At 56.6% G+C, this 23,509-nt stretch carries 25 protein-coding genes and 1 tRNA gene; 11 read left to right on the top strand and 15 right to left on the bottom strand.

What is annotated here, in order from left to right; translation table 11 throughout:
* Positions 1–5: 5 nt before the first annotated feature.
* The 6 genes from HMPREF3138_RS23855 to HMPREF3138_RS23830 all read left to right on the top strand — a co-directional run bounded on the left by HMPREF3138_RS23855 (position 6) and on the right by HMPREF3138_RS23830 (position 4,953).
* On the top strand, positions 6–581 hold the full coding sequence (locus HMPREF3138_RS23855) for a helix-turn-helix domain-containing protein (RefSeq protein WP_038875306.1): 576 nt from the start codon (positions 6–8) through the stop codon (positions 579–581).
* Between the two features lie 117 nt (positions 582–698).
* Positions 699–1,169 (top strand): helix-turn-helix domain-containing protein, encoded by a 471-nt coding sequence (locus HMPREF3138_RS23850; protein ID WP_038875303.1) that lies wholly within the window; start codon positions 699–701, stop codon positions 1,167–1,169.
* Positions 1,170–1,255: 86 nt separating this feature from the next.
* Positions 1,256–1,855 (top strand): NAD(P)H:quinone oxidoreductase, encoded by a 600-nt coding sequence (gene wrbA / locus HMPREF3138_RS23845; RefSeq protein WP_038875296.1) that lies wholly within the window; start codon positions 1,256–1,258, stop codon positions 1,853–1,855.
* Between the two features lie 236 nt (positions 1,856–2,091).
* The gene (locus HMPREF3138_RS23840) at positions 2,092–2,406 is read left to right on the top strand and encodes a hypothetical protein (RefSeq protein ID WP_016928271.1); all 315 of its coding nucleotides are present in this window, start codon (positions 2,092–2,094) and stop codon (positions 2,404–2,406) included.
* A 133-nt stretch (positions 2,407–2,539) separates the two neighbouring features.
* Positions 2,540–4,000, top strand: a complete 1,461-nt coding sequence (locus tag HMPREF3138_RS23835) for a TrkH family potassium uptake protein (RefSeq protein WP_038875292.1) — start codon at positions 2,540–2,542, stop codon at positions 3,998–4,000.
* A 152-nt stretch (positions 4,001–4,152) separates the two neighbouring features.
* The gene (locus HMPREF3138_RS23830) at positions 4,153–4,953 is read left to right on the top strand and encodes a DNA/RNA non-specific endonuclease (RefSeq protein ID WP_038875289.1); all 801 of its coding nucleotides are present in this window, start codon (positions 4,153–4,155) and stop codon (positions 4,951–4,953) included.
* 49 nt (positions 4,954–5,002) lie between these two features.
* Here the strand turns inward: HMPREF3138_RS23830 and HMPREF3138_RS23825 are convergent, their stop codons facing one another.
* Together HMPREF3138_RS23825 and HMPREF3138_RS23820 are read right to left on the bottom strand one after the other, a co-directional pair.
* Complete coding sequence (locus HMPREF3138_RS23825) at positions 5,003–8,083, bottom strand: MexW/MexI family multidrug efflux RND transporter permease subunit (protein WP_038875286.1); 3,081 nt, start codon at positions 8,081–8,083, stop codon at positions 5,003–5,005.
* Between the two features lie 10 nt (positions 8,084–8,093).
* The gene (locus tag HMPREF3138_RS23820) at positions 8,094–9,179 is read right to left on the bottom strand and encodes an efflux RND transporter periplasmic adaptor subunit (RefSeq protein WP_038875282.1); all 1,086 of its coding nucleotides are present in this window, start codon (positions 9,177–9,179) and stop codon (positions 8,094–8,096) included.
* A 145-nt stretch (positions 9,180–9,324) separates the two neighbouring features.
* Here HMPREF3138_RS23820 and soxR point away from each other — a divergent pair, with 145 nt between their 5' ends.
* Positions 9,325–9,798 (top strand): redox-sensitive transcriptional activator SoxR, encoded by a 474-nt coding sequence (gene soxR / locus HMPREF3138_RS23815; RefSeq protein WP_038875279.1) that lies wholly within the window; start codon positions 9,325–9,327, stop codon positions 9,796–9,798.
* A gap of 41 nt (positions 9,799–9,839) precedes the next feature.
* On the opposite strand, the gene HMPREF3138_RS23810 is transcribed toward soxR, so the two are convergent.
* The 5 genes from HMPREF3138_RS23810 to HMPREF3138_RS23790 form a co-directional block, all read right to left on the bottom strand.
* On the bottom strand, positions 9,840–10,910 hold the full coding sequence (locus HMPREF3138_RS23810) for a fimbrial protein (protein ID WP_038875277.1): 1,071 nt from the start codon (positions 10,908–10,910) through the stop codon (positions 9,840–9,842).
* A gap of 18 nt (positions 10,911–10,928) precedes the next feature.
* Positions 10,929–13,421 (bottom strand): fimbria/pilus outer membrane usher protein, encoded by a 2,493-nt coding sequence (locus HMPREF3138_RS23805; protein ID WP_038875275.1) that lies wholly within the window; start codon positions 13,419–13,421, stop codon positions 10,929–10,931.
* A 15-nt stretch (positions 13,422–13,436) separates the two neighbouring features.
* Complete coding sequence (locus HMPREF3138_RS23800; protein ID WP_038875272.1) at positions 13,437–14,132, bottom strand: fimbrial biogenesis chaperone; 696 nt, start codon at positions 14,130–14,132, stop codon at positions 13,437–13,439.
* A 48-nt stretch (positions 14,133–14,180) separates the two neighbouring features.
* A complete protein-coding gene (locus tag HMPREF3138_RS23795) occupies positions 14,181–14,765 on the bottom strand; it encodes a fimbrial protein (RefSeq protein WP_038875270.1) in 585 nt (194 codons plus the stop codon).
* A gap of 181 nt (positions 14,766–14,946) precedes the next feature.
* Entirely contained in the window at positions 14,947–15,558 is a 612-nt protein-coding gene (locus HMPREF3138_RS23790) for a response regulator transcription factor (protein WP_038875268.1), read from the bottom strand.
* Positions 15,559–15,960: 402 nt separating this feature from the next.
* Between HMPREF3138_RS23790 and HMPREF3138_RS23785 the strand changes: the two genes are divergently transcribed.
* Both HMPREF3138_RS23785 and HMPREF3138_RS23780 read left to right on the top strand, forming a co-directional pair.
* Positions 15,961–16,758: a winged helix-turn-helix domain-containing protein gene (locus HMPREF3138_RS23785; RefSeq protein WP_049193791.1), complete on the top strand. Its 798-nt coding sequence runs from the start codon at positions 15,961–15,963 to the stop codon at positions 16,756–16,758.
* Positions 16,759–17,241: a hypothetical protein gene (locus tag HMPREF3138_RS23780; protein WP_038875266.1), complete on the top strand. Its 483-nt coding sequence runs from the start codon at positions 16,759–16,761 to the stop codon at positions 17,239–17,241.
* A gap of 89 nt (positions 17,242–17,330) precedes the next feature.
* Here HMPREF3138_RS23780 and HMPREF3138_RS23775 read toward each other — a convergent pair whose 3' ends face one another.
* Positions 17,331–17,546 (bottom strand): hypothetical protein, encoded by a 216-nt coding sequence (locus HMPREF3138_RS23775; RefSeq protein ID WP_038875263.1) that lies wholly within the window; start codon positions 17,544–17,546, stop codon positions 17,331–17,333.
* Between the two features lie 228 nt (positions 17,547–17,774).
* Positions 17,775–17,862: transfer RNA gene (locus tag HMPREF3138_RS23770), tRNA-Ser, on the bottom strand.
* A gap of 229 nt (positions 17,863–18,091) precedes the next feature.
* On the opposite strand from HMPREF3138_RS23770, the gene yccA reads away from it, so the two are divergent.
* Positions 18,092–18,751, top strand: a complete 660-nt coding sequence (gene yccA, locus HMPREF3138_RS23760; protein ID WP_004928091.1) for an FtsH protease modulator YccA — start codon at positions 18,092–18,094, stop codon at positions 18,749–18,751.
* Positions 18,752–18,862: 111 nt separating this feature from the next.
* Positions 18,863–19,192: a sulfurtransferase TusE gene (gene tusE, locus HMPREF3138_RS23755; RefSeq protein ID WP_004928095.1), complete on the top strand. Its 330-nt coding sequence runs from the start codon at positions 18,863–18,865 to the stop codon at positions 19,190–19,192.
* Positions 19,193–19,226: 34 nt separating this feature from the next.
* On the opposite strand, the gene yccX is transcribed toward tusE, so the two are convergent.
* The 6 genes from yccX to HMPREF3138_RS26795 form a co-directional block, all read right to left on the bottom strand.
* Positions 19,227–19,505: an acylphosphatase gene (gene yccX, locus HMPREF3138_RS23750; RefSeq protein WP_038875257.1), complete on the bottom strand. Its 279-nt coding sequence runs from the start codon at positions 19,503–19,505 to the stop codon at positions 19,227–19,229.
* Between the two features lie 264 nt (positions 19,506–19,769).
* On the bottom strand, positions 19,770–20,027 hold the full coding sequence (locus HMPREF3138_RS23745; protein ID WP_019456261.1) for a hypothetical protein: 258 nt from the start codon (positions 20,025–20,027) through the stop codon (positions 19,770–19,772).
* Positions 20,024–20,398: a hypothetical protein gene (locus tag HMPREF3138_RS23740; protein ID WP_070559427.1), complete on the bottom strand. Its 375-nt coding sequence runs from the start codon at positions 20,396–20,398 to the stop codon at positions 20,024–20,026. The genes HMPREF3138_RS23745 and HMPREF3138_RS23740 overlap by 4 nt, the downstream gene beginning before the upstream one ends.
* Positions 20,383–20,898, bottom strand: coding sequence for a lysozyme (locus HMPREF3138_RS23735; protein WP_070559426.1), 516 nt, complete (start codon positions 20,896–20,898; stop codon positions 20,383–20,385). The genes HMPREF3138_RS23740 and HMPREF3138_RS23735 overlap by 16 nt, the downstream gene beginning before the upstream one ends.
* Positions 20,882–21,115 carry a class II holin family protein gene (locus HMPREF3138_RS23730; protein ID WP_070559425.1) on the bottom strand — a complete coding sequence of 78 codons (234 nt, stop codon included), beginning with the start codon at positions 21,113–21,115 and terminating at the stop codon, positions 20,882–20,884. Before HMPREF3138_RS23730 ends, HMPREF3138_RS23735 begins: the two co-directional genes overlap by 17 nt.
* A gap of 41 nt (positions 21,116–21,156) precedes the next feature.
* Positions 21,157–23,496 (bottom strand): phage tail fiber domain-containing protein, encoded by a 2,340-nt coding sequence (locus tag HMPREF3138_RS26795; RefSeq protein WP_083301508.1) that lies wholly within the window; start codon positions 23,494–23,496, stop codon positions 21,157–21,159.
* Positions 23,497–23,509: the final 13 nt, after the last annotated feature.

Raw genomic sequence — 23,509 nt, 5'->3', positions numbered from 1 at the left:
CGGCGATGAGCAATACGGCGCATAACGCAAAAACCGATCCCCCCAAGGTGCTGCAGTACCTGAGCAGCAATCTGCGCGGCTACCGCCAACAGGCGGGCCTGAGCCAAATGGCGCTGGCCGAGCTTTCCGGCGTCAGCCGCCGCATGCTGGCGGGCATCGAGGCCGGCGATCGCAACGTCAGCCTGGCAGTGCTCGACAAGATCGCCGCCGCCCTGGCGATTTCCTTTACCGATCTGATCCAGGCGCCGGAGGCGCGCGGCAGCCATATGGTCGGGGAATTGGCCTGGCAAGGCGCGCAGCCGGGCAGCCAGGCGCTGTTCGCCGCCAGCGTACCGGCGCGGCAGCGGGCTGAGCTGTGGGAATGGACGCTGATGCCGGGCGAGCGCTATGACTCTGCGCCGGACGCCGAAGGCTGGAGCGAAATGATCTACGTGATTGCCGGTACCCTGACGCTGGAGCTGGAACAAGATACGCTGACGCTCACCGCCGGCACCGCGCAAACCTTCAACAGCGATCAGCGCTACGCTTACGCCAACCACGGCGACCTACCCCTGCGCTTTATCCGCAACGTCGCCTTCTGACCGCCCGCCGGCCCGCACCGGCAGCGGATGTCGTGTCGCTGTCGTGCCGCTGTCGTGGCGCCGCCACCCCGCTCGCCCTACACTGAATGACAGTGACAGCGAACTCAGGAGTGCACCATGCAAAAGTACCGCATCAGGCCATTACGTCTGGAAAAAGGCTGGTCGCAGGAGCAGCTGGCGACGATCGCCGGCCTCAGCACCCGCACCGTCCAGCGGATTGAAAACGGTGAACAGGCCAGCCTGGAAACCTTGAACGCGATCGCTGCCGCGCTGGGCGTGCAGGTCAGCGATCTCAATGCGCAGCCGCAACAGGCAATGGAGGAGGAGACGCCTGACGAACAGCGCATTCGTCGCCAGGTCGCGGCAGAAGGCAAACTGCTGAGCATGGCGGTGCGTTTCGCCGTGATTGGCGTGATGTTATTCGCCATCAACTGGTTTACCCACCCGCAATATCTCTGGTCGCTGTGGGCGATCGGCGGCATGAGCCTCGCGCTGGTCATGCGGGCGGTGCGTACCCTGCTGCTGCGCAATGTCTTCAGCCGCTGGCAGGAACAGCGGCTGGCGCACAAGCTGCGGCGCTTGCCCTGAATCCGCCATTCGACAAAACCAAATTCGTCATTCGCTTCTATGCTTATCAAGGGTTTTTGTTAATCATCTGAGCGGGAGTACGGAACATGACGAAAGTGTTGGTGCTTTATTACTCAATGTACGGCCATATCGAACACCTGGCGCAGGCGGTGGCCGAAGGCGCGAATCGGGTTAACGGCGTGGACGTGACGATTAAACGCGTGCCGGAAACCATGACGCCGGAGGCCTTTGCCAAAGCCGGGGGCAAACAACATCAGCAGGCGCAGGTCGCCAGCCCGCAGGAGCTGGCGGATTATGACGGCATTATCTTCGGCACGCCGACCCGCTTCGGCAATATGGCCGGGCAGATGCGCACCTTCCTCGATCAGACCGGCGGCCTGTGGGCCTCTGGCGCGTTGTACGGCAAGGTAGGCAGCGTTTTCTCTTCCACCGGCACCGGCGGTGGCCAGGAACACACCATCAGTTCCACCTGGACCACGCTGGCGCACCACGGTTTCATCATCGTGCCGATCGGCTATGCCACGCCAGAGCTGTTTGACGTTTCGCAGGTACGCGGCGGCACCCCGTATGGCGCCACCACCATCGCCGGCGCCGACGGTTCGCGGCAACCGAGCAACGAAGAGTTGACCATTGCCCGCTATCAGGGCGAGCACGTGGCAAAAATCACCGCCAAGCTGAAAAGTTAAGCACCCTCCTGCGCCTGTGATTCAAAGGGTCGCGCATTCGCACGGCCCCATCTTGTTGCCGACCCGCCGCAAGGTTAGAATGCCCCTCCCCCGGCCATTCAGCGTCTGAAGGCCAGGCCCGAATTCGTTCTGCCCGTCGCTCGTCAGCCTTAGGCGCGAGGACGGGCGTTCTGTTTTTTGCGCACAGCGAAGGGAATAAGTCAGTGTCTAAAGATTTTGATGAACTAATAAGAGACATGGATCTTATTATTGAAAATGTAGACAGCTTCAAGGCTCTGGCTCCGCGCGCGCCCGAGCCGGCTCCGGCCCCGCCGCCGCCGGTTCATCACTACGACTCGTTCTGCGAGAACATCGCGCTGAAAGTGGTCTTGAAGGTGCTGCTGTCTTCGGTGGACAAGATAGTCAAAGTGCAAATCGCCAACAAGGTCGAGCAAGAGATCGCCCAGATTGAACAGCAGGTGGTGCGCGCCGGCGGCGGCCCGGTATCGCCGGACGATCTGGCGCAAATGACGCACTATGTGCGCCGCACGGTCAACGACCTGCTGGAATAACGTCTCCCCGGCAGGCTCACCGGCCATACTTATTCGGCGATATGAATTTTTACGCTATTTTTATATCGCCTGCTTTATGCTTGATACACTTCAATAAATTGACACATTGTCGGCAGGCATTCCGAGCAACAGCATGGTCAAAACCAAACAAATCCTGGTCGTCATTCATCTTTGCAGCTTTTTGGTCCTTCTTTACAGCCTTTCGATGATCCCGCCCCTGCTGATGGGCCTGTTGTATAAAGAAAAAAGCGCCTTCTCATTCTTCTATACCCTGGTGGTGGCCGCCACGCTCGGCGGATTGGGCTGGTTCAGCACCCGCCAGTCGAAAGTGCAGTTGCGCACTCAGGACGGCTTTCTGATCATCGTGATGTTTTGGCTGCTGTTTTCCGCGATCAGCGCCCTGCCGCTGTGGCTGGATGATACGCTGAACGTCCGGCTGGTCGACGCGATGTTTGAGGGGGTCTCCGGCATCACCACCACCGGCGCCTCGGTGCTGAATGACGTCTCGAACGTGCCCAAATCATTCCTCTACTACCGTTCCCAGCTCAATTTTATCGGCGGCCTCGGGGTTATCGTGTTGGCGGTGGCCGTGCTGCCGCTGCTGGGCATCGGCGGCGCCAAACTTTACCAGTCGGAAATGCCCGGCCCGTTCAAGGAGGAACGCCTGACGCCACGCCTGGCCGATACCTCGAAAAACCTGTGGTTGATCTACCTTGGGCTGGGATTAGCCTGCACCGTCGCCTTTCGTCTGGCGGGCATGCCGTGGTTCGATGCGTTATGCCACGGCATTTCCACCGTTTCGCTCGGCGGATTTTCCACCCGCAACGAAAGCCTGGGGTACTACGACAGTTCGGCGGTGGAAATGGTCGGCGGCATTTTTTCTATTCTGGCGGCGGTGAACTTCACGCTCTATTTCGTGGCCGTCGGCCGCCGCAGCCTGAAACCGCTGTACCGCAGCCCCGAGCTGCGCTTTTTCCTGTTGATACTGGCCATCGTCGTGGCGATCGTGTGTATCGAGCTGTACCGTTCAGGCATGTACGGCGTCAAAGACGCCTTCGTGCACGGCTTTTTCCTCACCAGCTCGATGATGACCGACAACGGCCTGGCGATTGCCGATTACACCCGGATCCCGTCCCATACCATCATGCTGCTGCTGGCGGCGAGTTTCTTCGGCGGCTGCGTCGGCTCCACCTGCGGCGGCATTAAAGCACTGCGTTTTCTGATCATGTACAAGCAAAGTCGGCTCGAGATCAACCAACTGGTGCATCCCAACGCCATGTATACCATCAAGGTCGGCAATGCACCGATCCAGGATCGAACGCTGCGCTCCGTCTGGAGTTTCTTCTTCCTCTACGTACTGTTCACCTGCCTGTTTATCTGGCTGCTGAATCTGATGGGCTATGATCTGGTCACCGCCTTCGCCACCGTCGCCGCCTGCATCAACAATATGGGGCTGGGGTACGGAGAAACCGCCGCCGGTTTCGGCACGCTGAACGATGCGGCGAAATGGCTGATGTGCGCCGCCATGCTGCTCGGCCGCCTCGAGATCTATCCGATGCTGATCCTTTGTTCACGCGCATTTTGGCGTTTTTGATCGGCCAAGCGGCGTGTAGGGCGCCGTTCCGCTCTGCCAACGCCGACACATTCACAACATGAATATGTTGCATTGTTGTATTCGTTTCACTGCGATAAGTTTAATTCACTGTGGATATATACAGTATTTTTTAACTTATTGAGGATATGAATATGCGCTTTAACAACAAGATGTTGGCCCTGGCCGCCCTGCTGTTCGCCGTACAGGCGTCGGCCGACACGCTCGAATCCATCGACAACTGCGCGGTCGGCTGCCCGACCGGCGGCAGCAGCAACGTGTCGATCGTGCGTCATGCTTATACGTTGAACAACAACAGCACCACCAAATTCGCCAACTGGGTAGCCTATCACATCACCAAAGACACGCCGGCCAGTGGCAAGACGCGCAACTGGAAAACCGACCCGGCGCTCAATCCGGCGGATACCCTGGCGCCCGCCGATTACACCGGCGCCAATGCGGCGTTGAAGGTCGATCGCGGCCATCAGGCGCCGCTGGCCTCGCTGGCGGGCGTTTCCGACTGGGAATCGCTGAACTACCTGTCCAATATCACGCCGCAAAAGTCCGATCTTAACCAGGGCGCCTGGGCACGGCTGGAAGATCAGGAGCGCAAGCTTATCGATCGCGCCGATATCTCCTCGGTCTATACCGTGACCGGGCCACTGTATGAGCGCGATATGGGCAAACTGCCGGGCACCCAGAAAGCGCACACCATCCCCAGCGCCTACTGGAAGGTGATTTTCATCAACAACAGCCCGGCGGTGAACCACTATGCCGCCTTCCTGTTCGATCAGAACACGCCGAAGGGCGCCGACTTCTGCCAATTCCGCGTGACGGTGGACGAGATCGAGAAGCGTACCGGCCTGATCATCTGGGCCGGTCTGCCGGACGACGTACAGGCCTCGCTGAAGAGCAAACCCGGCGTCCTGCCGGAGTTGATGGGCTGCAAAAACTGACGAAAAAACCCGCCTCGGCGGGTTTATTTTTCATCCGGGCGCCGGCGGTTTATTCCGTCAGCGCCTTTTGCGCGGCGGCCAACTCACGTTGCCGGGGCGACGCCACCGCGTGATCGCGCGCCAGCAGCGTATACACCGTCGGCAGCACAAACAGGGTGAACAACGTGCCCACCAGCATGCCGGACACGATCACCAATCCCAGACCGAAGCGGCTGGCAGCCCCTGCGCCGCTGGCGAACAGCAGCGGGATCAAGCCGAACACCATCGCCCCGGTGGTCATCAGCACCGGCCGCAGGCGAATTTGCGCCGCCTGCAAAATCGCGGCACGCCGCGTCAACCCCTGATGCATCTGCAGTTCGTTGGCAAACTCCACCATCAGAATACCGTGCTTGCTAATCAGCCCGATCAGGGTCACCAGCCCGACCTGGGTATAAATATTCATCGTGGCGTAACCCAGCGCCAGCGGCAATAAGGCGCCGCAGATCGACAGCGGCACGGTGATGAGGATGATCAGCGGATCCTTCAGGCTCTCATACTGCGCCGCCAGCACCAGGTAGATGATCACCAACGCCGCCAGGAACGCGAATGCCAGCGCGCTACCTTCCTGGGTATATTGGCGCGAATCCCCCTGCCAGTCGTGGCTAAATTCGGCCGGCAGCGCATTGGCCTGCCGTTCGAGGAAGGCCACCGCTTCGCCCATCGAAACGCCAGGCGCGGGGATGGCCTGCAGGGTGGCGGCGTTCTGTTGGTTAAACTGGGTCAGCTTGTTCGGCTCGACCTTAACGGCCACCGACACCACGGTGGAGAGCGGCACCAGCGTATTGTCCTGCGTGCGAACGTACTGCCGCGCCAGCGCCTGCGGCGTCAGCCGCTGTTCACGCAGGCTCTGCGGGATCACGTCATAGGCGCGCCCGTCCATGCCGAAGCGGTTGAGGTAGTTTTCTCCCACCAGCACCGCCAGCGATTCGCCGATATCGCTCATGCGTATCCCGAGGCTGTTGGCCTTGGCGCGGTCGATATGCACCTCCGCCAGCGGGTTGTTGTAGTCCAGATCGCTGTCCACTACCATAAACAGGCCGCTGTTTCTGGCGTTTTGCTTCACCTCTTCCAGGGTGCGATACAGCTGCGGGTAGTCCTGCGGCGTGCGCAGCACCATCTGCACCGGCAGCCCGCCGGTGGAGCCCGGCAGCGCGGGCAGTTGGAAGGCGAAAATGCTGGTGCCTTCGACGTCGTTCACCGCCCGCTGCAGATCGGCCCGCACCGCTGACGCCGAGCGCTGGCGCGCCTGCCACAGCGTCAGGTTGATGCCGCCGATGCCGGACGCGGTGCCGTCGCTGCCGTTGATGATCCAGCGGCTTTCGGTTTCCGGCATGCGGTTGTAAACCTCGTCCAGCTTGTACGCAAAACGCTCGACATAGTTCAGGTTGGCGTGCTGTGGCGCCTTGATGGCGGTCAGTACGATGGCCTGATCCTCGGTCGGCGCCAGCTCGCGCTGCGGCATCAGGTACAGCAGCGGCAGACTGATCATCACCAGCAGCGCCAGCGCGCCGGTCACCCAACGGTGGTGCAGCGAGAAATCCAGCGCGCGCGCATAGCGCCGCGTCAGGCCGCCGAAGAACCACTCGGCGGCGCGCGCCACGCGCCCTTCGCTCTGTTTGGCAGGCAGTAGAAGAGAACTCATTACCGGCGACAGCGTCAGCGCCACCACGCCGGACACCACCACCGCGCCGGCCAGCGTCAGCGCGAACTCGCGAAACAGCGCGCCGGTCAGCCCGCCCATCAGGCCGATCGGCGCGTAGACCGCCGCCAGCGTCAGGGTCATGGCGATCACTGGCCCCGCCACTTCGCGCGCGCCGATCATCGCCGCCGCCAGCGGCGTTTTCCCCTCTTCGATATGGCGATGCACGTTCTCCACCACCACGATGGCGTCGTCCACCACCAGACCGATCGCCAAAACCATCGCCAGCAGCGTCAGCAAATTGACGCTGAAGCCGAAGGCCAGCATCAGCCCGGCGGCGCCAAGGATCGACAGCGGAATGGTCACCACCGGGATCAGCACGGTGCGCAGCGATCCCAAACACAGGTAGATCACCGCTACCACGATCGCCAGCGCTTCGAGCAGGGTATGCACCACTTCATCGATCGAGGCCTGGATAAAGCGTGCGGTTTCGAACGCCAGCGCCATCTTCACGCCCGGCGGCTGCATCTTGTCAATTGCCGGCATCAGGTGACGAATGCCGTCGACGATCACCAGCGGGTTGCCGGTCGGCGTGGGGAAGACGCCGAGAAACACCGCCGGTTCGCCATCCATCAGCGCGCTGGTTTCCGTGGCTGCGGCGCCCAGCTCCACGGTGCCGACGTCTTTCAGGCGCACCAGGCCGTTGCCGTCGTTGCGCACCACCAGATTGCGGAACTCCTCCACGCTGGTGAGATCGGTATTCACCCGCACGTTGGCAACCACATACTGCCCTTTCACCTTGCCCGGCGCCGCCTGGTAGTTGTTGCGCCGCACCGCGTCGGCCACGTCGGCGGCGGTCAGGCCGCGGCCGGCCAGCCGATCGCTATCCAGCCACAGGCGCATCGCCATTTTTTGCCCGCCGAACACTTCCACCTTGGCGACGCCGTCGATAGTGGTGAACATCGGCTCCACCACCCGCGTCAGGTATTCGCTCAGCGCCGGCGTGGACAGCGTTTTACTGGAAAAGCCGACATAGGCGACGGCGGTAGCTTCACCGGCGGAGCGCTCAATCACCGGATCGTAAGCCTGCTCTGGCAGCTTGTAGCGCACCTGGTTGACCTTGGCCATCACTTCGGTCAACGCCTGGGTCGAGTCGCGGTTCAGCGCCATGCGCACCGTCACCACGCTGCGCCCCTGCACCGACGAGGATGAAAGGTAGTCAACGCCCTCGACGGACGACACCGCCTGGGCGATCGGCTGCGTGACAAAGCCCTGCATCAGCTCGGACGACGCACCGGGATAGTCGGTGCTGATGGTGATGGTGGAGTTTTCCAACAGCGGGTATTGGCGGATCGGCAGTTGGCTGAGCGCCAGCGCGCCGAACAGCAGGATCAGGGTGCTGACCACCAGCGCCAGCACCGGCCGGCGCACGAACAGATCGGTAAATGTCATCGGTCTCTCCTCAAGAACCGGCCTGGGCGGCGTTCAACGTATCCTGCGCCACCGGCTCGGCCGCCATGCCGTCGCTCAGCTTGAGCTGGCCCGAGGTCACCACCCGATCGCCTTCCTGCAGGCCGCTGACGATCTCGACGCGCCCGTCGTTGCGCTCACCCACGGCGACCGAAACGCGTTTGACCGTCATGCCCTTTTCACCCTGCTGCGCCAGGAACACGGTATCGCCGTAGGCCGTGTAGGTCAGCGCCGTTTCCGGCACCGTCAACACCGCCACGCGCTGCTGCTGCGTGACGCGAATGCCGGCGTACATTCCGGCCTTCAGCACCCCCTGGCGGTTGGTCAACGTCGCCTGCACCTGCACGGTGCGGGATTTGCCGATCATCGGGTCGATAGCGGTAATGGCGGCGGGGAAAGCGCGATCGGGATACGCCCCAACCTGCACCGACACCGCCTGCCCCAGCGCCAGCCCGGCGCCGCTTTGTTCGTCCAGCGAGAAATTGACGCGCAGCGTATCGGCGTCCACCAGGTTCGCCACCGCGTCGGCGGCGTTGAGGTATTGCCCTTCATGCACGCGGCGAATGCCGATGGTGCCGGCGAACGGCGCGCGGATCGCCTTTTGCGCGATTTTGGCCTGCGTTTCCTGCACCGCACCGAGCGCCATATCCCGTTCGGCCAGCGCATCGTCCAGCTGTTGCCGCGCGGTGGCGTTGAGGTTCATCAGCTTGCGCATGCGCGCCAACAGCAGATCGGCATTGCGCAATTGCGCCTGCAGGCGCACCAGCTCAGCCTGCTCGACCGCATCGTTGAGCTGCACCAGCAGCTGTCCCTGCCGCACCGTTTGGCCGGATTCGAACAGAATGCGCGTGATGCGGCCGCTGGTCTCCGCCGCCACTGCCACCTGGCTGGCCGCCTCCAGCTCGCCCACGCCGGCGTAACTGCGCGCCGCCTGTTCACGCAGGGCGGGCGCCAGCGCCACTTTCACCGGCGGATAGGCCGGCGCGCCTTCGTTTTGCCGCGCGGTGGATCGCATCGCAACGGCAGCGACGGCAAGCGCCGCCAGCAGCGCGGCAATAATGAGGTATCGTTTCATCATGTAACGGTTTCTTCCTGATTTTACAGCCAAAGCCATCCTTCCCGCGACGCAGCGCAGGCAGGTGACGAGAGATGCCGGTTGCCAAGCCCGGCTGGCTGCACTATAAAACCTCAGGTTAACTTGAGGTCAAGCTGAGGAACATGGAATGGCAAGAAATGAACCGATTGACACCTATCGGCTTTTGACCGTGGGGGAAGTGGCGAAGCGCAGCGGCGTGGCGGTATCCGCGCTGCACTTTTACGAAAGCAAGGGGCTGATTCAGGCAACGCGCAACGCCGGTAACCAGCGCCGCTACACGCCGGTGGTGTTGCGCTACATCGCGGTGATCAAGATCGCGCAAAGCGCGGGCATTCCGCTGGAGGAGATCCGCGCCACGCTGGGCCGCTTTCCCACCGGCAGCAAGCTGACCGCCGAACAATGGGGAATTTTGTCCTCCGCCTGGCGCAAAACCCTGGATGAGCGCATTCAGCGGCTGACGGTGCTGCGCGACTATCTCGACAGCTGCATCGGCTGCGGCTGCCTGTCGCTCACCGACTGCCCGCTGCGCAACCCAAACGATATTTGGGGCCAACAGGGTGCCGGCGCGCATATTTTCGAACGCCCGACGGAACACCGGTGAGCGAAGCAGGTTGCGCACCGGTTATTCCGAGCCCGAGCCTCTCAGGGATAGATGATGTTCAACGTGGCCGAGGTGTTGATTTCCCCCTGTGTGACGCCATCGCGCTGATAAGGGTAATAATAAGCCCCCATGCCGATGATGAAGTGACTGTTCAGGCTGCCGCCGGCGGCGACGTGAAACAGTGAGGTGGCGCTGCCGCGATCGACGTTGGAAGGCGACAGTACCACCGGTGAACTCGGCATGTCGCGCTTGACCAGGCGCAGCCCCACCCCTTGCGCCCCGCCCGCATTGGCATTGGTCAACACGCTGGCGTCGGAGGCCAGCAGATTATTGCTGGACAGGAACATCTCAACGGCGCGATCGGCGATGCCTTCCTGCTGCATGTTCTGGCAGCTGATGTTCAGCGAGAACGGCGTGTAGCCGGGTTGATTGTTACTCAGCACCTGCGCCACGCCCATTTTGGGCAATCTGACCGTCAGGCCGGCGTTGTCAAAACGGCAGGTGGTGGTTTTCGGCGCGTACTTGATGTTCATCGGCTGGCCATACATATCGCGATCTTCATAAGGCCAATTGCCGGTAAGCAACCAAGTGAGCAGTTTCCCCACCTGCTCCAGCAGCCAAAACGGTAACTCCAGTATGCCGATGCCGGTCACATCACTCACCATTAAAGCATCATCGAGCATCAGTGTATCGCCCGGTACCACCCGCCCATCCTTAGGCTTTTGCACCAGAGAATAACGAATGGTCATCGGGGAATTTAATTCTGAAGCAGAGTGTTCCCCTCGCCCCCTCAACGTTCTGTCACTTATCTTGTGGGTGATTTCTGCGCGGACCCACTGTTGGCCATCGTTAAAACCGAAAATAGCGGCCTGCGAGTCTTTCGTCGGAAGTTTGATGGTGTAGGAAAAGTTGCTTTTGGACTTGCTGCAGTTAAAGGTGCCGGTGTACTGGGTATTGTATTGCGCCTCCCATACCGGCGTATTGGCGCTCAGCTTATCGGAGAGATCGACGAAAATCGGCGACGCAAACTCCACCCCTTTGCCATAGCAGGAAGCATAGCTATAGCCGCTGAACAGCCCAGACAGCAGCAGCAAAAAAATCAGCCTGATCATAGGTTTGGTTATCCTGTATTAGCGGCAAACGCCGGGCGACGCGTCGAGCGCCAGAGTCGGTTTGGCGATGCGGCAACGGCCGTCGCGCAGTTGTACCGTTAACGCCGTCGGCGGCTGTTCGGCGCGCAGGTACAGCACGCTGGCCTGGCCGACAAAGCCTATCGATCGGCCGCTTTCATCCAGCACTTCGGCACCGAACGGCAACGGTGCGCCATCGGCGCGCTGCGCTCGCAGCTGGAATGGCCGACGTGGGTCAGTCTCGAATTTCAGGTAGCTGACCGCACCGTAGTACGGCACGTGGTTGGCAACGTTGCCGCTGATTTCCGCCCCGCTGCTGTGGCCGGTATCCGACAGCGTGATCGAATTTTGCCGGTACGGCGTAGCATAAGGCACCAGCGCCAGGCCCTGCGCGTTGGTCACAATGCTTTCGTCGCCGTTGACCATCAGCCCTTCGGCCTGCGGCGCTTCGACCACCGTCATGGTGTTGCCGATTTCGTTCGACGCCAGCACATGCCAGGGGATCGCCACCAGGCTGCCGCGCGCGCTGAGGCCGCTCTGGCGATAATCGTTGCCTTCGCTGTAGGAGACGCCGAGCGTCGAGAGGCGGGTGCGATAGGCCGCATTGAGGCCGGCCATGTTGTCTCCGCCGCTGCGATTGCTACCGCTCAGCGAGTAGCTCAGGCGGTTGGATTCCAACGCGTTGCCGCTCAGGCTGACCGTGCTTTGCTGATAGTGAGAGTCCGTCACCGACAGGCCGGTGCTGAGATAGGCGTTGTTGTCGAACACCGACAGCGGCAGGCTGAACGACAGGTAATAACGCGTTTCTTCCTCACGCTGGCTATTACGCACCCGACTGGCGGAAACGGAGTAGCTGACACGCCCCAGATTGTTGGAGTATCCCAGCTGGTATTCGCGGCTTTTCGCGTTGGCCGTCCAGTAATCGCGCTGGGAACCGGAGAAGAACAGCGTGCCCCACCCTTCGTTAAGACGCTGGTTCAGGTTAAGCGTAAAAGTATTTTTCGGCCGAGCGGAACGCAGCGCGTCCCAGGTGTTCATATCCAGTTCGGACACGCCCTCCTCGTCGCGCCAGCGGTCAAACTGCCGTTCCAGTTGGCGGTAGCCGTCATTGGAGTAAATGGCGTCGGTAAAGCTGTAGTAACCGCGGGTGGAGTAACGGTAGGCCGCCAGCGTGAAGTTGGTCGCGGTGACGTCGAGAAATTTACTGTAGGCAATACGGAAACTCTGCCCGCTTTCACGGCGGTTTTTCAGACGGGTATCGGCATGCGTCAGATCGATGGACACCGCCCCTATCGGCAGGTTCCAGCCACTGCCGAGCAGCCAGGCCTGATAGTCGTCGCTCAAAATGCTGCCGGCATAACCGGTCACCAGGTTGTTGAAACCGTACTGCAGGGTACCCTGCACAAAGCCGGGATCGTAATCGGTATTGCTTTCGTTCACCTTGCCGGCCAGCACGCTGTATTGGCTGACACCCTGTTTCAACATGTTGGGTACGGCGGAAAACGGCACGCTGAACGACTGTTCGCGCCCATCCGCCTCTTTGACCGTCACCCACAGATCGCCCGCCGAGCCGGTCGGCTGAATGCTGTCGAGGGTAAAGGCGCCCGGCGGCACGTTTTCCTGGTAGATCACGTTGCCGTTCTGCATCACTTTCACCAGGGCGTTGGTTTGCGCCACGCCCCGCACGACCGGTGAAAAGCCCTGCTGCGAGTTGGGACGCATGCTGATGTCCGACGCCAGCGCCACCCCGCGGATGCGTACCGAGTCGAACAGATCCCCCGGCGAATAAAAATCACCGGCGATCAGGTTGGATTTGATGTCGGCGAAGCCGCGCTGCAGGTAGCGCGTGTTGTTCTGCCAGTGGCTCCCTCGCCCACTGCCGTGGCGAAAGCTGCTGCTGTCGCGAAATTGCCAGCCGGCCAGATTGATCCCGGATTCCAACCCGGTATAAAAATCGTCATTATTTCTGTGATTGCCGTCGCCGCGCGCCTCGGCGTGGTAGTACGTCGCGTTGTAAGCCAGCGTCAATGCGGAGATGCCGCGATTCCAGAAGGCCGGATCCACGTATCCCGCCTCCGACCGGTTGACCCGCGCCTGCGGCACCGTCAGCCGCAGGCTCAGCGCACCGACGTCCATATCGAACCGCCCACCCTGTACCAGCGTGGCGATCGACAGCGTCGTCAACGGTGCCTGGGGCCTCGGCAACTGACTCAGATCGATGCCCAGCCGCTGCGCATCCTGGTAGTCGATTTGGATATCGTCGCGCTGCGTGCCAAACAGCAGCGCATAGCGCCCTTTCCAGTCATGGTTGACATACACATCAATCTCCTGCCGGCCGGCAGGCATGTCATTATTGAGGTAAAAACGCGAGAGATCGGAATCGCGTGATTCGCCGGCCAACAGCGAAGTATCGAACGTCACCGCCCAGGCCGTATCCGGCAACAAGAATGAAGAGGCGGTCAGCAGCGAGAGGACTTTTTTATTCAGCTTCATTGTTGTTCTTTCAGGTTAGTGTGCGGTGATGGCTTTAGACTTGTAAGCCCCCAGATCGTCGATATACATCAGGTCATAACGGACGTTTTTACTGACCGATCGTTTACTGGCAGCAAACTGGGTGGAAAACGGCGCGACCATCAGCGAATCAACCAGCAGATGCTTGTCCGTACCCTGGCCGATATTCGCTACCGTGATGAAATACGGGCTGTTGTTGATGACGTTGAACCCTTTACCATTGGCTTGCAGCGTCAGTTTTTCCATCGCGTTTTCTACGCCGCGGGTTAGCGTCTGCGGGCGGTAGAACAGCTTGATGCGTGACTTGATCGCCAACTGCAGGGTATTGGTGCCCTGGAGGTTTTCCGGCGTCGGCGGGATATCCAGCACGTTGAGATAGAACACCGATTCGCGATCCGCCGCCAATGCGGCGCCGACTTTCTGAATGCGCAGCTGCTGCCCGCTGTTGCCGTTCACTTTCACCACCGGCGGCGACAGCAAAAACGGCACGTTAGCGGTTTCCGGGGTGGAATTGATATCGCCGTCGTCGATCCAGGCCTGAACCAGTGAGGGATCGGCGCCGTTATTCAGCAGTTGGACAATCACATCCTTGTTGTTTGCCGGGTAGATCACCCGCGTCCCGTTAACCACCACATTGGCCTGGGCACCAACGGAACCGAGCAACAACGCCGCTATCATCATGTATTTTTTCATCGTTCCCCCGGGTGGCCAGGCCCATCAAGGGCCTGGCTGTCAGCGCGATTACAGGTAAGAAATGGTGTAAGTCACGTTGGAGCTCAGAGCGCCCACTTTTGCCGCTTCGGCGTTAGTTTTGTAGTAGTACGCGTCCAACGTCAGGGTTTCTGAATCCGGTGCCGCTTTGTCGCCCATGATGTCGGTGACATAAGGCACGTTCAGCTGGATGGGGGTGGAAGAACCGGTTTCCGCCAGAGAGAAGCCCACGTTCTTCGCGACGGAAGCGTCGTTCTCGTTGACCGAGTTGTTCAGCAAATATTTGCCGTCGGTCGAGATGTTATCCGCCGAGGAGAAGTAGATTTTCAGCGGGGTGCCTGCGGTACCGGCCGCCGGCGAACAGCCGGAGAAGGTCAGCGAGAAGGACTTCTTGTTTTTGGTGATTGGCCCAACGGTGTTACCCGCGTCAGTCACCGAGATCGGGCTCAGCGCTACGGTGAAATCCGCGCTCTTGCCGCCGTTAATCGTACAGGTGGTGTCGGTAATGGCGCCGGTAAAGTTAATGACGCCACCGGCGGAATTGTCTTCAGCAAAAGCCACTGGCGCAGCGACCGCAGCCGCCATGATTGCAACAGAAAGCATCTTCTTCATCATGAGATAAAACTCCATAACAGTTTGGTTTGAGGGAATAAATAAAAAACGGCCGCTGCCGGCGGGATGAAATAATCCCTCCCCGTAATACAGAGGCAAAAGGGCGAACACATTCCTGTTTTTATAAAATCAAGCCATAGCGTTATTCATCAGCCGGTAATGAAAGCGGTGAACATAACGACTTCTAGATAACCTCCGAGAAACCGGATGAAATCTCCAATAAGTTGTGCACTCGATTTTTCAATCCCATTTTGCGTAATGCACTGCATTTCTGCGTGCTGACCGTTTTTACGCTTTTATCAAGAATTCGGGAAACCTGAGTCACCGTATAACCGAAGGAAAGCAAATGGAGCGTTTCCACCTCACTTTCCGTCAGGCGATTTTTCGTATTGCGAACCGTTCCGCCCTCAACGTCTCCATTTAATGCAGAGTGCTGCGTGACCTTATCCACCAGAAAAGAAAACTCTTTACTCATACCGGGGATACTGATTTTTTTATCGAGCACAACCACATCACGCGAGACGGAACGAAATAACAGACGGCGCTTTTCTTCCGTCGTCAAAAAAACCTTTACGCCATGAATAGCAGACAATAATGTCATCGCCATGCTGAAGCGCAGCATGCTTTTTACCGCATCATCGACGTTCAGAATATCGTGGCAATTACGCCCCATAGCCAAAGGCAGATCGTCGTAGTAGGCAATAACGTGATCTTTATGAAAAATCCTTGGCATCAATATTCTTTTTATCGCCTCTCTGAAAAAGATGTTTTCAGATACGATACCGATACTGAGCATACTTCCTCCATCCATGGCTAAGGACAACGGCGATACCTTGCACTAAATACCCGCCGTTTTCTTGGAAAATTCGCATTGCCGTTCGGAGCAAACAATAAGCGACTGGCACGTAAACCGGTGCCTTAAAACACTAAGATAATTCTGCATCAAACCATTAACAACAGGAACATTATTTTTATTAACGCAAATTTTAATGATTATAATCTACAAAATATTATATTTTCAGAATTTAACACCAAAAAAGACCGGCAAGAGGGTAATCCACCGTACATTTCGTTCGCCGAAAAAATAAAAAAAGCCCTGAATTGTTTATGTTTTCCGCCCGGAACCTTGACCTCTCCGAAGTTTCACTAAATACTAGCCGCGAACTGGAAGCCTATATCATTATAAAAACCTGAATACATGAAATATATTATCGACCTCTGCGTTATCTATGACGCAAACGCGTGTCGTCTCCAACTCATTGACAATGATGAGTCATCGATACGGATATCCAACCCGGCTTCACGCCTGTTAATTGAAATGCTGACTCATCCGAATATCCCATTGAAACGTGAGATGTTGATAAAAAAGGTATGGGAAGAGTATGGTTTTTCAGGCTCATCGATCAGCCTCAACGTGGCCGTCAGTGAAATAAGGAAAGCATTCAAACTGCTGGGGAGAGAAACCGCCCCCATAAAGACCCTGGCAAAAGTCGGTTTTTGCTTTACCGCCATGATTGATATTTATCCATCACCGCAGATAACCGTGAACGAAACGCCGCCCTCTTCCACATCAGAGCCGCTTTCGCCTCCCCCGCCGGTTGCCGGATCTCATATCACGTCACCGCAGAAGAAGGCAAAGATTAGCGCTATTACCGCTATCTGCGGCGTATTTATTCCGCTGTTGTTCGTCGCGACGTTCTATCCTATTGAACCGCCCGATCAACCGAGAGAAAAGTTAGTTCCGCTAGGAAAAAAAGACCACTGCACCTTGTATTCTCTGGATGCGAACAAGCATATTGATGACAACCTGGAAAAAAGCATGGTTAACCAAGCGTTAGAGAGCAGCGGCGTCGATTGCATCAACAGCAAGGCGGATATCTATTTCTCCTCCGTAAAGCACACGTTGACTTATAACACCTTTCTTGGTGTGTGTTATTTCAGTTCGCAAGATCAATATACCCAGTGTGTCACCTACAAAATTCTCAACGGAAAATAAATGGCCGTATTGCACAATCCCAAAATACTGACTATCGGATTTTTGACAGTGATCCTCTTCATTGTCCTGTTCCGCGTTTTAACGCCCGCAGCACCAGTGCATATGAATTGCCAGGCCGATACGATAACTAAAAAACGATTAGCTTCAGGCGATGACCTGGAATTAAAAGTGACGGGCAGTTTATTCATCTATGACGAACACCATGCCATGATCGTGCAGCGCGGGGACATTACCGTGAGAGAAAAAACCTACAGCCTGGATAGAAAAATAAACTTTGATATAAGGAGGTTAGCTCACGGGTTTTACATGACTACCCACCGAGAAATCAGCAAAACCCCCGACGACAACGCACCGGATGAGCTGATCAAAGAAATCCCCATGCTCTCTCTCGGCATTAAGAACGGCATTTTTTCGATGCGTAAAGTTCGGCAGGATGCGTACATCGTTCATGGCGTGCTTTTCCCGGTCACGCTATGCCGTTAACGTGAAAACAGAATGTAATGGAGAGACAGCGAAACAGCACAAAGGGCGCGTTTATGGCAAACACGCCCCAGATACCGATTGGGGAGGGGCTATTTTACCGACATATCCGTGCGGACAATGCCGTGATTCTTCATCACCTCTTCCATGGTGAGGTTCTCATCATACGGCTTATCGTCCACCACGACGTCTTGCGGGCGCACATAGGGTTTGGTCGCGCGTTTGAACATCCACCACCACACGAACACCAGGAAAGCGCCGGACTTCAAAAATATCATGGTCCATAGGGCGACTTGATACCAGTTCATCTCTGTCTCCATACGAGCATTAAGCGAAATTGATAAGGTGGCGTTGATTATCACCCCGGCAGCGCCTGACAGCAGCAGGCATCCGGGCAGCCAACCTTGATGACCGCATAATCTCACCGATGCGTGGCCCTTATCAATAGCCGATCGCGTTTCCTGCAAAAGCGCCCCAGTTTCTGCGCACGCAAAAGCAAAAAACCCCGTGCTCAGAGAGCACGGGGTCAGAATGTATGGCGGAGGAGCAGAGATTCGAACTCTGGAACGGTTTCCCGTCGACGGTTTTCAAGACCGTTGCCTTCAGCCACTCGGCCACCCCTCCGCAACGACGCGCACTATAAACAGACCTCATTCACTTGTAAAGCCCGGGCGCGTTCAACCGCGCGAAAAACCGGCGAAGGTGCAGCAAACGGTGAACAAACGCGCACCTCATCCCCTCGCTGTTGCCGTAATGATAACTAAGGGTAAAGATTGGTAAACAAACTTTAATCAAGCGCTTGCGCTGCCTATTATCGGCATTATTTTGTGATGGCTTGATAAGAGAGAGCATTATGGACCGCATTGTCGTCTCATCTTCTTCGCGCGACTCGCTGCTCAGCACGCATAAAGTCCTGCGCAACACCTATTTCCTGTTATCCCTGACCCTGGCCTTCTCAGCCCTGACCGCAACCGCCAGCACGATGCTGGGTCTGCCGGCGCCGGGTCTGCTGCTGATGCTGGTCGGTTTCTATGGCCTGATGTTCCTGACCCATAAACTGGCCAACAGCCCGGCGGGCATTCTGGCGGCTTTCGCGCTGACCGGTTTCATGGGATACGCCCTCGGCCCGATCCTCAGTTCGTTCCTGAACGCCGGCGCGGGCGACCTGATCATGCTGGCGCTGGGCGGCACCGCAGCCGTCTTCTTCTGCTGCTCGGCGTACGTGCTGACCACCCGTAAAGACATGTCGTTCCTGTCCGGCATGATGATGGCCGGTTTTGTGGTGCTGCTGGTGGCGGTGATCGCCAACCTGTTCCTGCAGATCCCTGCCCTGCACCTGGCTATCAGCGCGCTGTTCATCCTGTTCTCCGCCGGCGCGATCCTGTGGGAAACCAGCAACATCATTCACGGCGGCGAGACCAACTACATTCGCGCCACCGTTAGCCTGTACGTGTCGCTCTACAACATGTTCATCAGCCTGTTGAGCATTCTGGGCTTCGCCCGCAGCAACTGATCGCACGTTACGCATGCCTTCCTGGCCCCGCTCCGGCGGGGCTTTGTTTTTTGCGGCCGAAAAAATTTGCTAAACTGGCGGCCGTTCCGAATTATCCGTTATCGAGGCAGTATGTTGGAGTTTGAAGGTCAGGTTATCGACACTGACGCGCAGGGCTATCTGAAAAACAGCGCCGACTGGCATGAAGGGCTGGCGCCACTGCTGGCGGCACAGGAAGAGATCGTGCTCACCGAAGCACACTGGGAAGTGGTACGCTTCGTGCGCGACTTCTATCAGGAATTTAACACCTCCCCGGCGATTCGCATGCTGGTCAAGGCCATGGCGCAAAAATACGGCGAAGAAAAAGGCAACAGCCGCTATCTGTATCGCCTGTTCCCGAAGGGGCCGGCTAAACAAGCCACCAAGATCGCCGGATTGCCGAAACCGGTAAAATGCATCTGACCGCTCTGCCCGCAGCGCCGCTACCGGCGGGTATTCAATAGCGAATGCCAAACCCGGCGTAATCGACCACGCCCTGCGGCTCCACCAGCACGCGCTCGACGCGCGCGCTGCGCGGGCCGCCCTGTTTCAACCACGCCACCAGCGTGTCCACCTGCGCCTGCGTGCCGCAGGCCACCACCTGAACGCTGCCGTCATCAAGGTTGCGCGCATAGCCGGTCACCCCCAGCGCCTCGGCCTGCCGCTGGGTGGAATAGCGGAACCCGACCCCCTGCACCACGCCATACACATACGCAGCTATGCAAACTTGTGTCATAATCGCCCCCTTATTCAGTTTTCGTTATGGCATTGCCGTGCCTTTGCACCGCCGTGTCACTGTTTCTCTCCTAGCTGGCAGCATTATTAATTATGACCGTACACCTGTTTCTCGCCAAAAGAAGCAACCAAGCAAACAAATAAAATAAAAATCAAATAGTTAAATTAAATACAGCTTAATTAATATACTACATTACACCACAAAAAACGACATTTTCAGTCACTATCAATCAATAACTTACCGCGAATAGTGACCTGCAAAATTCTACTTACATGCCTCATTCGCCGCCAGTAATTCGCGCTCATACCCAATACGTTGATGACGTTCAGCGCGCAGCGCTCGCATTTGTACGTCGATAGCTGCACCGATCGGCAATTGGTCAACAGCGAACGCCGGTCGTGCCACATCGGCAGTTTTGCATGGTACAGCGATCGGAACTTTTACTTCGACATATGACGGCGCCGGCGGAGTACTGGAGCAGCTGGCCAATGCCAGAACAGAAACCACGATCAGCTTTTTCATTGTGCACGCTCCTGGCGCAGCTCTGCGTCAAACGCAGCAGACGCCGCTGCACACACCTCGCCAGTAGTTCGCTCTGCCATCACCGCATTGGCCTTTTCATAATCGCCACGGGCCTGCTCGCGGGCTTTTTCCTGATCAGCCTTGGCCTTGGCCTCTCTCTCGGCTTGTTCACGCTGCAGTGCCGTTATGCCAGCGTTCTGGCTGTCGATCGTCGCCGCCTGCTGCCTGCCGGTATCGCGGCATTGCGTCAGCGCATCGTTAAGCCGGTCAATCGTTGGCTGGTAGTGTCGAGCTGCCAGCCAGGCGCCAGCGCCAGCAATGGATGCCAGCGCCAGCAGGATCACCACCGCAGATGTTATTTTGCCAGACATAACGCGCGCTCCTTGTCACGGCGGATCACCAGGCCGTTTAGCTTTACGCCGCCGGCATACACCCAGCGAGGGAACTGCTCGCAGGCGGCCGCCACATCCCCCTGACGAAACAGACGGAACATTGTCGACGTCTGCATTGCCGTGCAACCGACGTTAAAGGTGATGCTCACCGCCGCATCGAATGCACCCTGCCGCAGCTTGTCACCGGCGGCGTAGCGAGTAACGCACCGCTCAGCCACAAGGATGTTCTTTTGCCAGTCCGCAGCGATCTGCTGATCGGTTTTGCGCACGCCTTGTTTAACGCCATGCGTGTTGCCGATGCCGTCAGTCCACACATCTGCCGGGCATTTGTACGGGTCTCGGCGGCAGCCCTCTGCATTGCCGATCAGCTCAAGCCCAGCGTGGCTGGTCTTCACTTCGCCACTCGACAGCACCAGGCCGATGATTACCGCTACAGAACAGACAGCACCGGCGGCACCGGTTTTATTCAGCTTGCTCATCGGCAATCCTCCCCATGCGTTCGCGGCGTCGATCTTCGCGAATCTTGAAATACAGGTTCATCAGCCAGGTGAGGAAGGCGAAAAAAAGACCGCCAAGAACGCCAATAGCTGCCCACTGATCAGGTGAGTAACCATCCAGCAGCTTAGTAAACCAGAATGCAGCGCCACCACCAGAGGCGCCATAAGAAAGACCTGTCGTTAACTTTTCCATTTTCATACCCCACCCTCAGTTCAGTAATAACCAAGAGGTTTTGATTTTTATCGAGTGGCAAACCACAGGTCACTGCCCTTTTCCAATCTAATTATTTTTCCGTCGTAATTTGAACCACCCCCGTTATACGTCCAATCTGTCGGCATCCCCATGTTATTACCGTTAACAGCCGCTTTTAAAATCAATCCAACAAACGAGTTTGTGCCAGACTGAATAACAATATTGAAATACGTTCCAACAGGCATGTTAGGTAATGCGTTAATTATCATTGTCCCGTCACCATCTGTTATTACGTAAGTTTTAGCATGACGAGGAGCCCAAGTAACAGAAGATGCATTAATAGAGTTAGTACCGGTATCAGCTTTTAGTCGGGTCTGTGTATATGAAACAGCGCCCATAGCTTCACTACGATAAACGTTATTTAGATTTTCATAGAAAAACTCAATTAGACGGTCACTATTGACGCCCCAACCAATATCCCACACCCCCCCGGAAACGGCACCAGATATTCTCATTTTGATAAGGCGTGAGTTTGTTCGCAAGCAAAAATAAAACCTACGCGGGTAATTCATATTCCCACTAATTGTATTTGGAGCAACTAGCGTTACCGTTATATCCGTATCACTCCAGTACACAGTATCTGAGCGAGGTATAATTGAGCAACTTTCTGTCAGCTTAACAAAATTTAGGGGAATTTGTGTTAGTGCTGAATACCCACTAATTCCATTTCTCACATCCTCTAAATTCTTTATCGCCTGAGGAGGAAGCCCCACACCGGCAGTGATAGAACCATGACGGAACCTTGCCATCTCAAGCTTTTTAGGTACTGACAATGTAGCGAACCCATCGCTGGATGAAACGTATAAAATTCCGTCGAATGTGTCGTTCGGGTCAAATGCAACAACCCATGTATGGCCATCCTTCATGCGGTATAGAGCGGGGCCTTCGACAGATGAACGCCTGAAATATCCACTCCCTGCGTCTGTATTCTGTAAACCAGAAATTGAGTTTATATAGCTGTATCCGCCAGATATTGCTGAACTAGAGAATATATCAATAATCCCGTAGTTTTCGCGTTTAACAGCCATGAGGTAACGATTATTAACATCATCGTAAGCTATGGTTGCATCAATACGGCTATATTTATTAAACCCTCCGTCATGATCTACACATGACACCCTAACAGGAACACTAAATTTCAGTCCTGATAAATCATTTAGTTCTGATATATACGTTCCGAACATCCGGCCTGTACCGTTAGTGCCGTCAGTTCCCAACAGGATACTAATAACCAGATGTAGCCTTCCGGTCTTATTGTCAACTATGAGCTCCCCGGCCCACAGCAGCGATGCGGGCACAGTTCCACCATCCCATGGAGCGGTATTGCTGCAAATAGCATTATCGCCGTTAAGCCTTATCGGGTTGGCTACCCAACTAACAAGGTCAAGGCTTGAATAAATAATCAGGTCAACTGAACCAGGAGTGTTTGCAGTTGTAGCCATTAACCACATGCCATTATAGAAAACAAGCGAAGGGTCTCGGGCCCGCAACAAATCACCATTGGGATTTTTTAGGCGAATTGGATCGCTAAAAGTAATTCCGTCGTGAGATGTTACGATGTTTACTGCATTTGATACGTTTTCGAAAAATGAGCCGTAGTAGATGCTAGGAATATATTTAGTGAATTCCACGTCATCTAGTGCTTGCCCTACCGTAGTTCCATTGTGGCCGATCAGACTCGAGCCAGTAGGCTTAGCCAGCTCAATCATTACATCAGTTGCGGTTCCGCTTCCCGGAAGAACTGCTATTGGGTTGCCCTGCTCATTGAAAGCGAGCACCTTATTTTTACGAACGGCTACAGGGGGGATCTGTGTTACATGATTCTCCCCTACCCTCAGCGTGCGGTTGAACAGGCTTTCTGAATGCTGTTTTACATAGCGCTTGGTTGCTGCATCGTTTTCATTAACTGGATCGCCAAGGTTTTCAATCCGGTATCCTTTTGCATTAAATGGGCCACCGAGCAATGGGCGTGTAAGCGCAAGGCCAAGATAGATAAATGCCTGCTGAATAGCCATCCACAGCCGATCGAAATCCTTGTTTACGGTATCAGCCAGCAGATCGCCATTGTCCTGGTAATCGGTCAGGCGGTAGGTTGGAATTGCTCTCTCCAGCATTACGGTTGCGCCATTATCTGGTGGCGTTAGGAATAGAACCTCGCCACCATCAACGTTACCCACGCCAGAAATCGTATAGCCGGAGGTGATTACTGAGCCGTTGAGGTAAACAGCTAAATCACCGGCATTCAGCAGGTAAAATTCGTAGGGGAAAACAGTTGTCAGGCCGTTGGCCGTGTAAATGTTGTATGGGGTCTGGTTAGGTACCGACATAAGGCAGCCTCGG

The sequence above is a fragment of the Serratia sp. HMSC15F11 genome (genome assembly GCF_001808215.1).
Classification (GTDB): Bacteria; Pseudomonadota; Gammaproteobacteria; order Enterobacterales; family Enterobacteriaceae; genus Serratia; species Serratia nevei.
This window is presented reverse-complemented; position numbering and strand designations above follow the sequence as displayed.

What these genes read in the sequence shown, in the direction of transcription:
- HMPREF3138_RS23825 (WP_038875286.1), bottom strand. Translation starts at nt 8,083, where the DNA reads ATGACATTTACCGATCTGTTCGTGCGCCGGCCGGTGCTGGCGCTGGTG.
- HMPREF3138_RS23780 (WP_038875266.1), top strand. Translation starts at nt 16,759, where the DNA reads ATGGCCGTATTGCACAATCCCAAAATACTGACTATCGGATTTTTGACA.
- HMPREF3138_RS23775 (WP_038875263.1), bottom strand. Translation starts at nt 17,546, where the DNA reads ATGAACTGGTATCAAGTCGCCCTATGGACCATGATATTTTTGAAGTCC.
- wrbA (WP_038875296.1), top strand. Translation starts at nt 1,256, where the DNA reads ATGACGAAAGTGTTGGTGCTTTATTACTCAATGTACGGCCATATCGAA.
- HMPREF3138_RS23840 (WP_016928271.1), top strand. Translation starts at nt 2,092, where the DNA reads ATGGATCTTATTATTGAAAATGTAGACAGCTTCAAGGCTCTGGCTCCG.
- HMPREF3138_RS23805 (WP_038875275.1), bottom strand. Translation starts at nt 13,421, where the DNA reads ATGAAGCTGAATAAAAAAGTCCTCTCGCTGCTGACCGCCTCTTCATTC.
- HMPREF3138_RS23730 (WP_070559425.1), bottom strand. Translation starts at nt 21,115, where the DNA reads ATGAAAATGGAAAAGTTAACGACAGGTCTTTCTTATGGCGCCTCTGGT.
- yccA (WP_004928091.1), top strand. Translation starts at nt 18,092, where the DNA reads ATGGACCGCATTGTCGTCTCATCTTCTTCGCGCGACTCGCTGCTCAGC.
- soxR (WP_038875279.1), top strand. Translation starts at nt 9,325, where the DNA reads ATGGCAAGAAATGAACCGATTGACACCTATCGGCTTTTGACCGTGGGG.
- tusE (WP_004928095.1), top strand. Translation starts at nt 18,863, where the DNA reads ATGTTGGAGTTTGAAGGTCAGGTTATCGACACTGACGCGCAGGGCTAT.
- HMPREF3138_RS23850 (WP_038875303.1), top strand. Translation starts at nt 699, where the DNA reads ATGCAAAAGTACCGCATCAGGCCATTACGTCTGGAAAAAGGCTGGTCG.
- HMPREF3138_RS23810 (WP_038875277.1), bottom strand. Translation starts at nt 10,910, where the DNA reads ATGATCAGGCTGATTTTTTTGCTGCTGCTGTCTGGGCTGTTCAGCGGC.
- HMPREF3138_RS23800 (WP_038875272.1), bottom strand. Translation starts at nt 14,132, where the DNA reads ATGAAAAAATACATGATGATAGCGGCGTTGTTGCTCGGTTCCGTTGGT.
- HMPREF3138_RS23855 (WP_038875306.1), top strand. Translation starts at nt 6, where the DNA reads ATGAGCAATACGGCGCATAACGCAAAAACCGATCCCCCCAAGGTGCTG.
- yccX (WP_038875257.1), bottom strand. Translation starts at nt 19,505, where the DNA reads ATGACACAAGTTTGCATAGCTGCGTATGTGTATGGCGTGGTGCAGGGG.
- HMPREF3138_RS23830 (WP_038875289.1), top strand. Translation starts at nt 4,153, where the DNA reads ATGCGCTTTAACAACAAGATGTTGGCCCTGGCCGCCCTGCTGTTCGCC.
- HMPREF3138_RS26795 (WP_083301508.1), bottom strand. Translation starts at nt 23,496, where the DNA reads ATGTCGGTACCTAACCAGACCCCATACAACATTTACACGGCCAACGGC.
- HMPREF3138_RS23785 (WP_049193791.1), top strand. Translation starts at nt 15,961, where the DNA reads ATGAAATATATTATCGACCTCTGCGTTATCTATGACGCAAACGCGTGT.
- HMPREF3138_RS23740 (WP_070559427.1), bottom strand. Translation starts at nt 20,398, where the DNA reads ATGTCTGGCAAAATAACATCTGCGGTGGTGATCCTGCTGGCGCTGGCA.
- HMPREF3138_RS23820 (WP_038875282.1), bottom strand. Translation starts at nt 9,179, where the DNA reads ATGATGAAACGATACCTCATTATTGCCGCGCTGCTGGCGGCGCTTGCC.
- HMPREF3138_RS23790 (WP_038875268.1), bottom strand. Translation starts at nt 15,558, where the DNA reads ATGCTCAGTATCGGTATCGTATCTGAAAACATCTTTTTCAGAGAGGCG.
- HMPREF3138_RS23745 (WP_019456261.1), bottom strand. Translation starts at nt 20,027, where the DNA reads ATGAAAAAGCTGATCGTGGTTTCTGTTCTGGCATTGGCCAGCTGCTCC.
- HMPREF3138_RS23835 (WP_038875292.1), top strand. Translation starts at nt 2,540, where the DNA reads ATGGTCAAAACCAAACAAATCCTGGTCGTCATTCATCTTTGCAGCTTT.
- HMPREF3138_RS23735 (WP_070559426.1), bottom strand. Translation starts at nt 20,898, where the DNA reads ATGAGCAAGCTGAATAAAACCGGTGCCGCCGGTGCTGTCTGTTCTGTA.
- HMPREF3138_RS23795 (WP_038875270.1), bottom strand. Translation starts at nt 14,765, where the DNA reads ATGATGAAGAAGATGCTTTCTGTTGCAATCATGGCGGCTGCGGTCGCT.